12 protein-coding genes and 1 pseudogene are annotated in these 14,178 nt (G+C 40.4%); 8 read left to right on the top strand and 5 right to left on the bottom strand.

The window, feature by feature from the left end; genetic code table 11:
* Positions 1 to 47: 47 nt before the first annotated feature.
* The 5 genes and pseudogenes from BLP33_RS06985 (at position 48) to BLP33_RS07005 (ending at position 4,483) form a co-directional block, all read left to right on the top strand.
* A complete protein-coding gene (locus BLP33_RS06985; RefSeq protein WP_090525984.1) occupies positions 48 to 590 on the top strand; it encodes a zinc ribbon domain-containing protein in 543 nt (180 codons plus the stop codon).
* 4 nt (positions 591 to 594) lie between these two features.
* A pseudogene (locus BLP33_RS27835) lies at positions 595 to 690 on the top strand (zinc-ribbon domain-containing protein); the annotation flags it as partial.
* A gap of 199 nt (positions 691 to 889) precedes the next feature.
* A complete protein-coding gene (locus BLP33_RS06990; RefSeq protein WP_090525985.1) occupies positions 890 to 1,354 on the top strand; it encodes a CPBP family intramembrane glutamic endopeptidase in 465 nt (154 codons plus the stop codon).
* A gap of 73 nt (positions 1,355 to 1,427) precedes the next feature.
* Positions 1,428 to 3,215, top strand: coding sequence for a translation elongation factor 4 (lepA, locus tag BLP33_RS06995; protein ID WP_090526250.1), 1,788 nt, complete (start codon positions 1,428 to 1,430; stop codon positions 3,213 to 3,215).
* Positions 3,216 to 3,601: 386 nt separating this feature from the next.
* On the top strand, positions 3,602 to 4,483 hold the full coding sequence (locus BLP33_RS07005) for a bifunctional 5,10-methylenetetrahydrofolate dehydrogenase/5,10-methenyltetrahydrofolate cyclohydrolase (protein ID WP_090525987.1): 882 nt from the start codon (positions 3,602 to 3,604) through the stop codon (positions 4,481 to 4,483).
* Positions 4,484 to 4,554: 71 nt separating this feature from the next.
* On the opposite strand, the gene BLP33_RS07010 is transcribed toward BLP33_RS07005, so the two are convergent.
* The 3 genes from BLP33_RS07010 to BLP33_RS07020 all read right to left on the bottom strand — a co-directional run bounded on the left by BLP33_RS07010 (position 4,555) and on the right by BLP33_RS07020 (position 6,468).
* The gene (locus BLP33_RS07010) at positions 4,555 to 4,893 is read right to left on the bottom strand and encodes a Rieske (2Fe-2S) protein (RefSeq protein ID WP_090525988.1); all 339 of its coding nucleotides are present in this window, start codon (positions 4,891 to 4,893) and stop codon (positions 4,555 to 4,557) included.
* 9 nt (positions 4,894 to 4,902) lie between these two features.
* A complete protein-coding gene (locus tag BLP33_RS07015) occupies positions 4,903 to 5,625 on the bottom strand; it encodes a hypothetical protein (RefSeq protein WP_090525989.1) in 723 nt (240 codons plus the stop codon).
* Positions 5,626 to 5,703: 78 nt separating this feature from the next.
* Positions 5,704 to 6,468 (bottom strand): hypothetical protein, encoded by a 765-nt coding sequence (locus BLP33_RS07020; protein ID WP_090525990.1) that lies wholly within the window; start codon positions 6,466 to 6,468, stop codon positions 5,704 to 5,706.
* Between the two features lie 321 nt (positions 6,469 to 6,789).
* On the opposite strand from BLP33_RS07020, the gene BLP33_RS07025 reads away from it, so the two are divergent.
* Both BLP33_RS07025 and BLP33_RS07030 read left to right on the top strand, forming a co-directional pair.
* A complete protein-coding gene (locus BLP33_RS07025) occupies positions 6,790 to 7,413 on the top strand; it encodes a 7-carboxy-7-deazaguanine synthase QueE (RefSeq protein ID WP_090525991.1) in 624 nt (207 codons plus the stop codon).
* A 38-nt stretch (positions 7,414 to 7,451) separates the two neighbouring features.
* Positions 7,452 to 9,356 (top strand): OmpA family protein, encoded by a 1,905-nt coding sequence (locus tag BLP33_RS07030; RefSeq protein ID WP_090525992.1) that lies wholly within the window; start codon positions 7,452 to 7,454, stop codon positions 9,354 to 9,356.
* Positions 9,357 to 9,444: 88 nt separating this feature from the next.
* Here BLP33_RS07030 and recQ read toward each other — a convergent pair whose 3' ends face one another.
* Complete coding sequence (gene recQ / locus BLP33_RS07035; RefSeq protein WP_090526251.1) at positions 9,445 to 11,637, bottom strand: DNA helicase RecQ; 2,193 nt, start codon at positions 11,635 to 11,637, stop codon at positions 9,445 to 9,447.
* 260 nt (positions 11,638 to 11,897) lie between these two features.
* Here recQ and BLP33_RS07040 point away from each other — a divergent pair, with 260 nt between their 5' ends.
* Entirely contained in the window at positions 11,898 to 12,983 is a 1,086-nt protein-coding gene (locus BLP33_RS07040; RefSeq protein WP_090525993.1) for a mannose-1-phosphate guanylyltransferase, read from the top strand.
* A 153-nt stretch (positions 12,984 to 13,136) separates the two neighbouring features.
* Here BLP33_RS07040 and rlmB read toward each other — a convergent pair whose 3' ends face one another.
* Positions 13,137 to 13,907: a 23S rRNA (guanosine(2251)-2'-O)-methyltransferase RlmB gene (gene rlmB / locus BLP33_RS07045; RefSeq protein WP_090525994.1), complete on the bottom strand. Its 771-nt coding sequence runs from the start codon at positions 13,905 to 13,907 to the stop codon at positions 13,137 to 13,139.
* Between the last annotated feature and the right edge of the window lie 271 nt (positions 13,908 to 14,178).

Consider the following 14,178-nt stretch of genomic DNA (forward strand, 5'->3'; position numbering starts at 1 on the left):
AATAATTATATTCGTGTAATATTTTTAAGTCCTTATCACAAAATTAAATGGAGAATCAAATTCCTGCAGCTGTTCAATTAACAGAAAACTGCGCACACTGCAACACGCAAGCAAAGCCCGAAGACACCTTTTGCACCCAATGTGGCTATCCGCTAAAGGGGACTGAAGCCGAACAAAACATATTTATTTCAGAACGGCAGGTTGAAGAAATAGACATGTTTACCTATAATAAAACGCTTAAACAGGCGGGTACAACATTATATTACCTGGCAGGAGTTTTTATTTTGAGCGGCCTGGTTTATTTTTTCATGCATAAAGATGAAGAAGATGTAGTAGCTGTAGTCATAACCGATTTAATAATGGCGGCTATGTTCTTGGTTTTGGGCGCTTACAGCAAAAAGAAACCCTTAGCCTGTCTCATATCAGGCTTGTCGCTGTATGTGATTGTCCAGTTGTTAAACGCCATAGTTGATCCTATATCTATTGCCAGGGGTATCATCATAAAAATAGTGATTATTGGCTATATGATCAAAGGCATTAAATCGGCAATGGAAATAGAAAAAATCAGGAAAGAAAAACATATAGCTTAGTCTTTTGCTGTCCGAACAACACCAAGCAACAGAAGCAGTACATTGCATACAATGTGGTGCATCAAACGCCGTCAACGTAAAGTTTTGCAGCAACTGCGGCTACCGGCAAGAGGATCCGGCAATCGATGAGACCGCCCATAACTGGCAATTGCTTAAGCAAGCTGCTTTGTTTTACGGGGTTTACATCGTGGTATGTGCATTGTCGTCGTTTGTTGACTACTTTAAAACAGTTGGCTGGTTCCTGGTAGTTGAAATTATCGGTGCCGGAACCGCGGTATTGTTTTTTACCTATAACTGGAATGATTATAAAAAAACAACTCCGCTGGCCTTCATTTTCATGGCAAAAGTTAGCTGCTTATGGATCGATTGCAATGGCCAGCAACCTGCTGATCCATTACATTTCAAGTTGGATCAATATTATCATCTTCTCGCGAGACTATTACTATTACTCCATTTTTGCCGGCATGCCTGGCGCTGCCTGTTTGATTATATTTTTCACTGCGATAACTCCGGCTTTGTTTGAAGAACTTGGCTTTCGGGGATATCTGCTGCAATCGTTGTTAAATATTGCCGATACCGGGCAGGCTGTTTTCATTTCAGCTTTCTTGTTTGGTATTATTCACCTCAACTTCGTTTCCTTGTTCTGGTTAATCCCATTCGCTTTATTTCTCGGCTATGTTAGGGTAAAGGAAAACACTATCTGGTATGGCGTATTCTTTCATTTTTGCTTTAATTTAACCGCTTGTTTATTTGAGTTACTATAGTGTTAAAGAAATAAAAAGCCAATTAAAAACTCAATACCAAATTATCATCCTAAAAAGCTATTTTTGCGGTTCAATGGAGCACATTCGTAATTTTTGTATCATAGCACACATCGACCACGGTAAGAGCACACTTGCCGATAGGTTATTAGAATATACCAACACTATTACCCAGCGCGAATCGCAGGCACAATTGCTTGACGATATGGATTTAGAACGCGAACGCGGTATCACCATTAAAAGCCATGCCATACAAATGGATTATGAGCTCGATGGACAAAAATATGTGCTCAACCTGATCGATACGCCCGGGCACGTGGATTTTTCATATGAAGTATCACGTTCAATTGCTGCCTGTGAAGGTGCATTATTGATAGTTGATGCAGCACAGGGCATTCAGGCACAAACCATCTCAAACCTGTACCTGGCTTTAGAGAACGACTTGGAAATCATCCCTATCCTGAATAAAATGGACCTCCCCGGCGCTATGCCCGAGGAAGTAAAAGACCAGATAGTTGACCTGATTGGTTGCAAACGCGAAGAAATCCTTGCTGCATCAGGCAAAACAGGCATGGGTGTGCATGATATCCTTCGTGCTATTGTTGAACGTGTCCCTGCTCCGGTAGGTGATCCTAAAGCCCCATTACAGGCACTAATCTTTGATTCAGTATTCAACTCATTTCGTGGTATCATAGCCTATTTTAAAGTTGTTAACGGCGAAATTCGCAAAGGCGACAAAGTAAAATTCGTAGCTACCGAGAAGCAATACCTTGCTGATGAAGTTGGCACGCTTAAATTGCGCCCGTTAGCTAAAGACGTAATCAAAACCGGCGACGTAGGTTATATCATATCAGGTATAAAAGAAGCAAAAGAGGTTAAGGTTGGTGACACCATTACCCATGTTGACCGCCCTTGCGAAGAAGGTATACAAGGTTTTGAAGAGGTAAAACCAATGGTATTCGCAGGTATTTATCCTGTTGATACCGAAGATTATGAAGAACTTCGTGAGTCAATGGCTAAATTACAGCTCAATGATGCATCGTTGGTTTTTGAACCGGAATCATCAGCGGCTTTAGGCTTTGGTTTCCGTTGCGGTTTCTTGGGCATGCTGCATATGGAAATCATCCAGGAGCGTTTGGAGCGTGAGTTTAACATGACGGTGATCACTACCGTTCCCAACGTGTCATACCTGGCCCATACTACAAAAGGCGACTCGTTCACTGTAAATAACCCTTCAGATCTGCCGGATCCATCAAAAATTGATTTTGTGGAAGAGCCTTACATCAAGGCTACTATCATCACCAAATCGGAATTTGTTGGCCCGGTAATGTCGCTTTGTATTCAGAAACGCGGCACCATCACTAATCAATCATATCTTACATCGGAGCGTGTTGAGCTGATTTTTGAGATGCCAATGGGCGAGATCGTATTTGATTTTTATGACAAGCTGAAAACCATTTCAAAAGGTTATGCTTCGTTCGATTATCACCAGATAGGTTATCGCCAGTCAGATTTGGTTAAACTCGATATCCGCTTAAACAGCGAACCTGTTGACGCACTTTCATCCCTGATCTTCCGCGGTAATTCATATGATTTTGGTAAAAAGATCTGCGAAAAATTAAAGGAACTTTTACCCCGCCAGCAGTTTGAGATCATTATCCAGGCTTCTATCGGCGCCAAGATCATAGCCCGCGAAACAGTAAAGGCCTTACGTAAAGACGTAACCGCCAAATGTTATGGTGGTGATATTTCCCGTAAGCGTAAACTGTTGGAAAAACAGAAACAAGGTAAAAAACGCATGCGTCAGGTAGGTAACGTAGAGATACCGCAGTCGGCGTTCATGGCAGTTTTGAAGTTGGATTAATCTCTTAATTCCTTTGAAGGGGAGCGAGAGTGAATAAATTAATATATTCTGTACAGGTTAGTTACATATCTTACAGCAACCGGATTTGTTAAACATATTCATTTAGGAGACTTTGTTTATGGCAAATGGATTGTGTACGATGCCGGCGTACCGAAATATTACATTGATGCTTTCAATAAAGACGCAGATTCAAATAAAATTATATTTGAAATGCTCTTGAACAATAAAACAGAAACTATTGAAAGTATCATTAACAAGATCAATCAAAATCACGGATTAAAACTATCCCTGGATAACAGGCCTTTTATAAAAGTACGAGTAAAATCAGAGCCGGCAAATTTAAGTTTGCCTCCGTTGCCTGATCACTTGGTTAAACACATTTAATAATGCAGCTTTTAGACGGAAAATACGTTTCAGAAAAACTTAAGGTTGAAATAGCTGAAGAAGCAGCTAAGATATTAGAAAAAACTGGCCGCAAACCACATTTGGTGGCAGTGCTGGTTGGCCACGATGGCGGTAGCGAAACTTACGTAGCCAGCAAAATGAAAAATTGCGAAAAAGTTGGCTTCAAATCATCGCTGGTACGTTATGAAGATGACGTTACCGAAGATGAATTATTGAAAAAGGTTGAAGAGCTCAATGCTGATTCTGATATCGACGGCATTATCGTACAACTTCCGCTACCAAAACATATCGATCCTGAAAAAGTAACCGAGCGTATCGACCATCGTAAAGATGTTGACGGCTTTCACCCGGTTAACCTGGGCCGTATGCAGCGTAATTTACCATCGTTTATACCGGCAACTCCTTATGGCATTACTTTAATGCTTAAAGAATACGGTATTGAAACTGCCGGTAAACATTGCGTGGTTGTTGGCCGCAGCAATATCGTTGGTTCGCCAATGAGCATCCTGATGGCACGTAACACCACGCCGGGCAACTGTACGGTAACCATTTGCCACAGCCGTACACCCGATATCAAAAAATTCACCCTCGATGCAGACATACTGATCGTAGCTATCGGTAAAAAGAATTTCATTACGGCCGATATGGTTAAAGATGGTGTAGTAGTTGTTGATGTGGGTATGAACCGCGAAACCTCAACTACAACAAAATCGGGCTTTAAACTTTACGGCGATGTTGATTTTGAAAACGTAGCACCAAAATCATCATGGATTACCCCTGTACCGGGCGGCGTAGGCTTGATGACCATTGTCGGTTTGCTTAAAAACACATTAGCTTCGGCTAATAAAGAGGTTTATAAATAGTAAGTAGTTTATTGGGTTGATTAGGTGAATAGTTTTAGTTTATAGAATTAATTATTCACTTAATCAACCATTTACTTAAACCCAGACTTCAGCTTGTCCCAAAGCGTGTTTACACCTACGTACACACCATCGTCCCTTACTTCCACAGGATAAGTTTCAATAAAATCATTTTGCCCTTCGCCACCTTTTCCTGTTTCAAGATTATAAGTATGGCGATGATATGGACAAACTATCAGCTTCCTCACGCACAGGCCTTCGCTTAAATCAGCTCTGGCATGAGGACATTTAGCCGATACTGCATAAAGCTTACTTTCAAAATTTACGAGGCAAATATTCTTGCTGCCTGCCTTAGCCTTTTTTATAAATGGGTTGCTGATATCCGAACTTAGTTCAATTCTATGCCACTTCATTTGACCAACTTATGAAATATATTCGAGCGAAGCTTGGAGATACTCGCTTCCTTGTAATAAGCCAAAAACCTCATATGCGATACGCGATAATAATATTTTTACTGCCGTAGCATCCTGAAAATCATTCATATCAAAAAAATAAACGATCCACTCTGACTCGCCCACCTTTTCAAATCCCATCTTTTTTAAGATAAAAAGCTCCCGTCCGTTGTCTTCGTCATCATAATTCTCTTTATCATATCCATACATTTCCATTATCTCTTGCGAACTCATGAAAATATTTAGCATATTTCCAGCACTCAATTCAAAATACATATATAGATCGCTCGGCTTATTTAGACAGAGCTTGAATTTCTTAAACTTCCCTTCGTATAAATTAAATAAAGCATCGTCAAGCACTTGAGTATCGTTAAAATAAAGCCTTTTCGACTCACTTATTTTTATCTCACCTTCCTTTTCGGTTATTCTACGTCCGAAGCTGAACCTTACACGGTCATCCTCAGGAAATTTGTTAAACATATCCCTCAATCTTTCAAGTTCTTGCTTTTTAAAATATAATGGATCCTTTAAATAATGCAAATGAGATAATTGCCTGTCAATTCGCCATAACTCCTCTTGTTGATAGTGAGCATACAGGTAATCTTTTTCTAAAAGATAATTATTGATTGAAGATGTAAGAGCAATTTTTTCACCTTCAAAATATTCGATAATTTGGTCAAGGTCAGATTTCATGAGTACAAGTTATGCACTGCAAGTTTCAAAATCTAATATTTACGCCAACATTTCTGAATCTTATTGAGCCAACCAATTTTAAAAATCAATTTTCAGATTCATCACATTTGGATTCTTAATTACCTCGTCCATGCTGGTAACAAGCGTGACTTCCCTCCTGTCGGCCGAGAGCATTGCCTTTGAATTATTGATCTTCTTTACCGGGTGAGCAAACCTCAGGATCACCTTATAAGGCATATCGATCAGCATCGCCTTTGCCATCATAAAAGTAGCCTGGGTTTTCTTTAAAAAAGCGTTAAACTTCGCTTTATCAATGATGCGGTAAAATTTATGAGGAGTTATATCATACGAGTAGTAGTCCTGCCCTCCTACCATTTGCCGTGCATCAAATGGCTTATTCGTTTTATCGGTGGTAGTAATAGCGCTTATCTGGGTATTAAGTGCAATCTTTGATACATTTTGTAAATAATATTGCAGATCTGCTGCATTTTTGGCGGTATGATTAAGTGTTACTTTCATAACACTCTTTTTAAGGTTCATATTCACCGTTAGCTCACTGCTTTTGGCCATTTCAACTTCTTCAGTTTTTAGTTTCTGCTGCGCACTGTCGGGTATAGCACTATAAAAGTTAAGCGTAGTGTCCTTAACCAAACTAAATTGAGGCGTTTCCTTAACCGAATCAGACATCAAATTAACCAATACCGATACTGCCCTACTCATATCAAAGGCGTAGGCAACTTTACAGGTTCCGTCGCTTTTAAAATCGTAATGCTCTTCAATATCTACACATGAACTAAAACAAAGCACTGCCATTAAAAATAAAGGAAGGTAAAGCTTTTTCATCTCCGGATATAAATTAAGCGTTAACGATACAGTTATTGCATTTTACGAAAAGGGATTTAATTGGTTATCTTAAAATTAAAGTAATTATAACAATTATAAATGAAAATAAAAAAAGGCAAAAGGATAAAGGTGAAAGGCAAAAGGTATTTTAGCGTGTACTTTTATTTTTTTTATAATGTAATTTGATGATAAAGCCAAGACCTTTCACCTTTGGCCTTTTACCTTTCGCCTTATTAAGGTACTTCCATATTAGTGTAACCTTTTGGCTTTCACCTTTTAGCTTTCGCCTATATTTCAGTACCTTTGCACCCTCAAATAACTATGGCACACCAAATACCAGACGACGGCACGCTGCTTCCTTTAATGGAGGAGTTTTATACGATACAGGGGGAAGGGTACAATACGGGCAAAGCCGCATATTTTATTCGCCTTGGCGGCTGTGATGTAGGTTGCCATTGGTGTGATGTTAAAGAAAGTTGGGATGCCGAGTTACACCCCCTTACCGCGGCTGATACAATTGTGAGCAACGCTGCCCTTCATCCTGCAAAAGCTGTTGTAGTTACCGGTGGCGAGCCGCTTATTTACAACCTTGATTATTTGACCCACAACCTGCACGAAAAGGGAATAAAAACATTTATTGAAACTTCAGGTGCGTATCCGCTTTCGGGCGATTGGGACTGGATTTGCCTTTCACCCAAAAAATTCAAAGCGCCTACGCCAAACGTGGCCGAATGTGCCCACGAGTTAAAAGTCATCGTTTTCAATAAATCCGATTTTGAATGGGCCGAATATCACGCCAAAATGGTATCGCCCGACTGTAAGCTTTACCTGCAGCCCGAATGGTCAAAATCCAAAGAAATGACCCCGCTGATTGTGGATTATGTAAAAGAAAACCCGCAGTGGGAAATTTCACTACAAACACATAAGTATCTGAATATTCCATAATCTTTGTAACTTACGGTATTAATTATCCTAAGTTACAAATGAAAATTGCAGTATTATTGGTGCTTGCATTGTGTTTACCTGCTTTGCTTGGCGCCCAGCAGCAAACCCGGTATTCGTCATCCAATAAAGAAGCTGTAAAATATTTTGCTACCGCTTATCAAAACCTTGATGAACATCTTTATGATGAGGCGATTCAAAACTCGCTTAAAGCTATTAGCGAAGATTCAAAGTTTATAGAAGCGCGGTTATTACTCGCCGACCTGTACCGAATGAAGCGCATGTACAAGCCAGCTGTTGAGCAATACGCTAAAGTAATTTCACTTAGTCCGGAATTTAACAGGGGGGTGTACCTCAAAGCCGCTGAAATGGAAATCCACGATGCAAGCTACGCACAGGCTCAGCAACATCTCGAAAAATACCTTACTTACCCTGATATCAGCCCTCAAAACAATACCTACGCAAAAAAACTGCTTGCCGATGCCAAATTCAGCATCCAGGCGATGACACATCCTGTGCCATTTAAACCTATAAATATCGGCCCTGAAATAAACACTGCCAATGACGAGTACCTCCCGGTTGCTACAGCCGACGAAGGCACGTTGATATTTACCCGAAAGATCAATAACAACGAAGATTTTTATAAAAGCGAAATGATAAATGGCAAGTGGAATACTGCCACTTATTTAAGCAACCAAATTAATACTGAAAAATATAACGAAGGTGCGCAATCCATATCGCAGGATGGTAAATACCTGTTTTTCACGGGATGCAATCGCCCCGACGGTTTAGGCCGTTGTGATATTTATATTGCTCAAAAACGGGGAAATGACTGGGGTAAACCTGTTGACCTGAACCCACCGGTAAATACGTCGGGCTGGGAATCTCAACCCTCGATAAATGCCGATGGCCGCACGCTTTATTTTGTAAGCAACCGTAAAGGCGGTTATGGCGGCTATGACATTTGGAAAAGCACGCTGGGTGAAAAAGGCTGGGGCGAACCTGAAAACCTGGGCCCCAATATTAATACCCCCTACAATGAATTATCACCGTTTATTCACCCTGATGACAGTACACTTTATTTTAGCAGCGATGGCTGGCCGGGTTTAGGCAGCAAGGACCTGTTTGTTAGCCGCATGGATAAAGACGGTAAATGGCAAAAACCCGAAAACCTTGGATATCCTATCAATACCAGTGGTGATGAGGGCGGCTTATCATTAACTGCCGCCGGAGATTATGCTTTCTTTTCATCGGATAATTTAAAGGGTTTGGGCGGTTATGATATTTATAAGTTCGAGCTGCCTGTAAAGTTGCGGCCCCATTTAGTAACTTATGTTAAAGGTTTTGTTAAAGACGTAAAGACGAAAGCCCCCCTTGAAGCTGCTATTGAGATTATTGACCTGGAAAGTAATTTGCTGGTTTACCAGGATTACAGTGACGATGAACAGGGGGACTTTTTAGCCACACTAACGTCGGGCAAAAACTATGCGCTTAATATTTCAAAAAGCGGATATCTGTTTTATTCCGAAAACTTTTCGCTTAAAAATTATAAGATTAAAAGCCCATTTAACATTGTGGCACTGTTATCACCCATTGAAATTGGCAACAAGGTGATCCTTAAAAATATTTTCTTCGATACTAATAAGTTTGACCTTGAAAAGGAATCAAAAGCCGAACTTGCCAAGCTCATTGAATTTTTAGGGGTAAACTCAACTACCCGTATTGAGATCTCAGGTCATACAGATAATACAGGTAATCACCAGGGTAACCAAACCTTATCTGAAAACAGGGCAAAGTCTGTTTATCAATATCTCGTGTCGAAAGGAATTGCCCCTACCCGCCTTGTTTACAAAGGATACGGTGAAACGCAACCGATAGCATCCAATACAACAGAGGAAGACAGGGCAAAGAACAGGCGTACGGAATTTATGATCATAACTAAATAAAATTAAAGCCAACAGCAGTAATCAGGGGAAAAGTAAAAAGCCTTTAGAATTGAATCTAAAGGCTTTCTTTATCAGAACCTTTCAGCAACTAATTCCCCAACTCCGACATGAATTTGATACGCATTAACTGCACCTCTTCACGGGTGTAATCATCACTGCCCAGTTCAGCTAAGGCTTCATCAATAGAGTCGGCTTCTGCAGTGCGGAAATAATCAAATACTTCTTCCTGCTTATCTTCGTCAATCACCTCATCAATATAGTAGTTCAAATTGAGCTTGGTTCCTGAGTTAACTATAGTTTCAACTTCTTTCAGGATCTCCTCATAAGTAAGACCTTTTGAAGCAGCAATATCATCAAGGTTTAAATGCCTGTCGATATTTTGGATAATGAATACTTTAAGCGCCGATTTATTGGCAGCACTCTTGATCACCATATCAATTGGCCGGTCAATATCGTTATCCTCTACATATTTCTGGATCAAATCCGTAAAAGGTTTACCAAATTTCAGCGCCTTGCCTGCACCAACACCCGAAATTTGTTTAAGTTCTTCGGTGTTGATCGGATAATGGGTGCACATTTCCTCTAACGATGGATCCTGGAATATTACAAACGGAGGTAAGCCCTTTTGTTTTGCAAGCTTTTTGCGCAACTCCTTAAGCATTTGTAATAACTGCGTATCAAGTGCCCCACCGCTTTGTTTTGGCCCGTCATCGTCACTATCATCATCAGTAGCTTCCATGACTTTGTTTAAAACAAACCGGATGCTGTGCGGGTTCTCAATAAAGCCTATGCCACTTTTAGTAAGCCTTAAAAGCCCGTATTGATCAATGTCTTTTGAAATGTAATTATTGAGTAATGCCTGCCTTAAAAGCGAGTTCCAAAGATTTTTGCCTTGTTCTTTGCCCGAACCGTAATAGTCAAGCTGATCATGCTCATAATTTTTGATCTGAGCATTTTCCTCACCCATTAATATGCTGAGGATATGGTGGTCGTCAAACTTTTCGCCAATATGCTTAATCAAACTTAATGCCCTGTGCAGGTGCTCCTCCCCATCAAAATGTTCTTTATGGGTACAGCAATTATCGCACATGTTATTACAGCCTGCTTCATTAAAGTTTTCGCCAAAATAATGCAATAATTGTTTACGGCGACAAACCGACGACTCGCAATAATCGATAACTTCCTTAAGTATCTGAGTACCTATTTCACGTTCTGAAACAGGCTTGTCTTTCATAAATTTCTGAAGCTTATCAATGTCCTTCTCCGAATAAAAAGCCACGCAAACACCTTCTCCTCCGTCACGCCCGGCCCTTCCTGTTTCCTGGTAGTAACCTTCCATACTTTTAGGCACATCATGGTGTATAACGTAGCGAACATCGGGTTTATCAATACCCATACCGAATGCGATCGTAGCAACAATAACATCAACATCTTCCATCAGGAATTTGTCCTGCGTTTCTGCACGCACTTTAGGATCAAGCCCTGCATGATAGGGCAATGCCCTTACCCCGTTAAGGTTCAACGCCTCGGCTACTTCCTCAACCTTTTTGCGGCTAAGGCAATACACAATTCCCGATTTGCCCTGGTTTTGTTTTACAAATTTTACAATCTCTTTGATAACATTACGCTTGGCCCTAACTTCATAAAACAGGTTACCCCGGTTAAATGACGATTTAAATACGGTTGCGTTATTCATTTGCAGGTTTTTTTGAATATCCTGCTGAACTTTTGGGGTGGCTGTAGCTGTTAGAGCAATTATGGGAATATTTTCGCCTATGTTACTGATCACCTGGCGTATTTTACGGTATTCGGGCCTGAAATCATGCCCCCACTCCGAAATGCAATGCGCTTCATCTACCGCCACGAATGAAACGTGGTTAAGGCGTAAGAAATCAATATTTTCCTGCTTGGTTAACGATTCGGGGGCCACGTATAATAACTTGGTTTTCCCTGCCAGTACATCTTCCTTAACCTTGCCTATCTCTGATTTTGTAAGTGATGAATTTAAAAAATGGGCTATACTATCTGATCCTCCAAACGCCCTGAGCTGATCTACCTGATTTTTCATCAGGGCTATCAATGGTGAAATTACGATTGCCGTGCCATCGCTCATCAAAGCTGGTAACTGATAACACATCGATTTGCCGCCACCGGTAGGCATAATAACGAATGTATCATTACCGGCCAGGATGTTGGTTATTATCGCTTCCTGTTCTCCCTTAAAATTATCAAACCCGAAAAAATTCTGGAGATTGTCAAATAGCGATTTCTTTGTTTCTATCATTATTTTAACAAATTCTTAAATTGTATTTAAAAGTTTAAAGTAACAAAATTTTCTAAATAAACGATGGATTTACTTTTAAATTTTGTGCAAAAATGATGATTAGATGAAAAACAATTTCATTGCTTGTTCATTTAAAGAACCAGACAAATTTGTGGTTATGCCCACCGTTAAATTATTTAGCTACACTTAATGGATAATTAACAAATTATTACACATTTTTACGGTCGATATACCAAATTAAAATTCTTTACTTGCTCATGAATAAAAACTATTATGCGATAATTATGGCTGGAGGGATTGGAAGCCGCTTTTGGCCGATAAGCCGTACATCGCACCCCAAACAGTTTATAGATATACTTGGTACCGGTAAAACCTTAATACAAAACACCTACGAACGTTTCCTGAAAGTTTGCCCCAAAGAAAATATTTACGTTGTTACTAACGAAAACTACACCAAACTGGTAAAACAACAATTGCCAGACATGGAGGATCAGCAGATCCTTACCGAACCGGTAATGCGAAACACCGCACCTTGTGTTGCCTATGGCTGTTTTAAAATTGAAAGTCTAAACCCCGATGCCGCTATTGTTGTAGCCCCTTCCGATCAACAGATCCTGGATGAGGATGCTTTTGTTGCCGCTATCGAAAAATCATTGCAAACCGCCGCTTCAAATGATTACCTGATAACCCTGGGCATTAAACCATCAAGGCCCGATACCGGTTACGGATATATCCAATACACTGATAACGTTATCAATGATGAGTTTCATAAAGTAAAAACCTTTACCGAGAAACCAACCCTTGAAATAGCTAAAACCTTTATTCAAAGCGGCGACTTTTTATGGAACGCCGGCATCTTTGTTTGGTCGGCCAAAACTATTGTTAAGGCCTTTAATCAGTATCTGCCCGAAATGCATGAGATCTTTGCTGATGCAAAACCGGTTTATAACTCAGACGATGAAAAGTCTTATATACACAAGGCTTACCAGCAATGCGTTAATATCTCGATAGATTACGGCATTATGGAAAAAGCAGATAATGTATATGTATTACCTTCGGATTTTGGGTGGAGCGATCTGGGTACCTGGGCATCAATATATGACCTTGCCGAAAAGGATTATGTAGGTAATGCCGTTATCCCTGCCGAAAAAGTGATCATGTATGACTCTTCAAACTGCATGGTAAACGTGCCGGGCGAAAAACTGGTAATATTGCAGGGCCTGCATGATTATATCGTGGTAGAATCAAACAACTCCCTGCTCATTTGCCCCCGCGACCAGGAACAGAACATCAAGCAGGTTGTGGCTGATGTAAAAAGTAAATTTGGAGCGAAGTATATTTAGCCCCCTCCGCCTCCTAAAGGGGGTACCTACTTACAATCACTCTTTAGCTGTAATGCTAAACAAGAAAAGCTTTGCCGTGGCAAAGCTTTTCTTGTTTAAATACTTTTAAGTTTAATACGACAGATAAAAACCAGCCGTAAGTAAGCACCCCTTTTAGGGGGCGGGGGGGGTTCTCTGTCTCACTGCCTCATACAAAATCACCCCGGTTGATACCGATACATTCAACGATTCAATTTCGCCGAACATAGGGATCTTGGCCAGGTGGTCGGAGATCCGGATGATCTCGTTACGGATTCCGTCTTCTTCCGATCCCATAACGATGGCCGTAGGTACGGTATAATCCGGAGTGTAAATATTGTCCTGTGTTTTTTCGGTGCAACAAACCAGTTGCAAGCCCGATTCCTGGAGGAAGCGTACAGTTTGCATAAAATTATCATGCCGGCAAACAGGGATTTTGTATAATGCGCCGGCCGATGTTTTAATGGCATCAGGATTTATCTGCGCCGAGCCTTTGGCTGGGATCACGATGGCATGCACACCAGCACATTCGGCAGTACGAGCAATGGCACCCATGTTCCTTACATCAGTAATGCTGTCTAAAACTAAAATTAATGGAGTATCCCCCCTCTCAAATATTTCCGGAATGATGTTCTCTATCTTTTGATAAACAATAGGCGAAATCACAGCTATAACGCCCTGGTGATTTTTCTGGGTAATGCGGTTTAGTTTTTCAACCGGGACCTGCTGTGCAGTTATCTGATATTCGTTCATCAGTTCTTTAAGCTCCTGTATCAGGCCGCCGCTTATGCCTCGCTGTATAAATAACGCCTCAATCTCTTTACCCGAACGGATCGCTTCTACTACCGCCCTGATACCAAAAACCATTTGATTGCTTTCGCGTTGAGGTCTTGAATTAAATGCCATTTTATAATTTAAATTTTGGCAAAAGTAGCTATATTAATTGATTAAGCCGTTATTGAACTGATAACCCTTTTGGGTTTACCGAGGTTTGAGTGCAGATGCTATCAACACTTCAAAACTTTATTAACATTGGCTCAATTAGCTGAAAATCAACCAGCCCAAATTTCGTTAAAAAGTTATCAACATTGAGGTGTTTATTAAAAACCTTAAAATTATCATCCTGTGTATGATTATTTTAAAATGCCGATACACTATGTTAGGTGTTTCCTTTGCC

The sequence above is a fragment of the Mucilaginibacter sp. NFR10 genome (assembly GCF_900100445.1).
In the GTDB taxonomy this organism is placed as follows: domain Bacteria; phylum Bacteroidota; class Bacteroidia; order Sphingobacteriales; family Sphingobacteriaceae; genus Mucilaginibacter; species Mucilaginibacter rubeus.

Excerpts from the sequence above, each read along its gene's own strand:
- BLP33_RS06985 (WP_090525984.1), top strand. The coding sequence starts at position 48 with ATGGAGAATCAAATTCCTGCAGCTGTTCAATTAACAGAAAACTGCGCA.
- BLP33_RS06990 (WP_090525985.1), top strand. The coding sequence starts at position 890 with ATGATTATAAAAAAACAACTCCGCTGGCCTTCATTTTCATGGCAAAAG.
- lepA (WP_090526250.1), top strand. The coding sequence starts at position 1,428 with ATGGAGCACATTCGTAATTTTTGTATCATAGCACACATCGACCACGGT.
- BLP33_RS07005 (WP_090525987.1), top strand. The coding sequence starts at position 3,602 with ATGCAGCTTTTAGACGGAAAATACGTTTCAGAAAAACTTAAGGTTGAA.
- BLP33_RS07010 (WP_090525988.1), bottom strand. The coding sequence starts at position 4,893 with ATGAAGTGGCATAGAATTGAACTAAGTTCGGATATCAGCAACCCATTT.
- BLP33_RS07015 (WP_090525989.1), bottom strand. The coding sequence starts at position 5,625 with ATGAAATCTGACCTTGACCAAATTATCGAATATTTTGAAGGTGAAAAA.
- BLP33_RS07020 (WP_090525990.1), bottom strand. The coding sequence starts at position 6,468 with ATGAAAAAGCTTTACCTTCCTTTATTTTTAATGGCAGTGCTTTGTTTT.
- BLP33_RS07025 (WP_090525991.1), top strand. The coding sequence starts at position 6,790 with ATGGCACACCAAATACCAGACGACGGCACGCTGCTTCCTTTAATGGAG.
- BLP33_RS07030 (WP_090525992.1), top strand. The coding sequence starts at position 7,452 with ATGAAAATTGCAGTATTATTGGTGCTTGCATTGTGTTTACCTGCTTTG.
- BLP33_RS07040 (WP_090525993.1), top strand. The coding sequence starts at position 11,898 with ATGAATAAAAACTATTATGCGATAATTATGGCTGGAGGGATTGGAAGC.
- rlmB (WP_090525994.1), bottom strand. The coding sequence starts at position 13,907 with ATGGCATTTAATTCAAGACCTCAACGCGAAAGCAATCAAATGGTTTTT.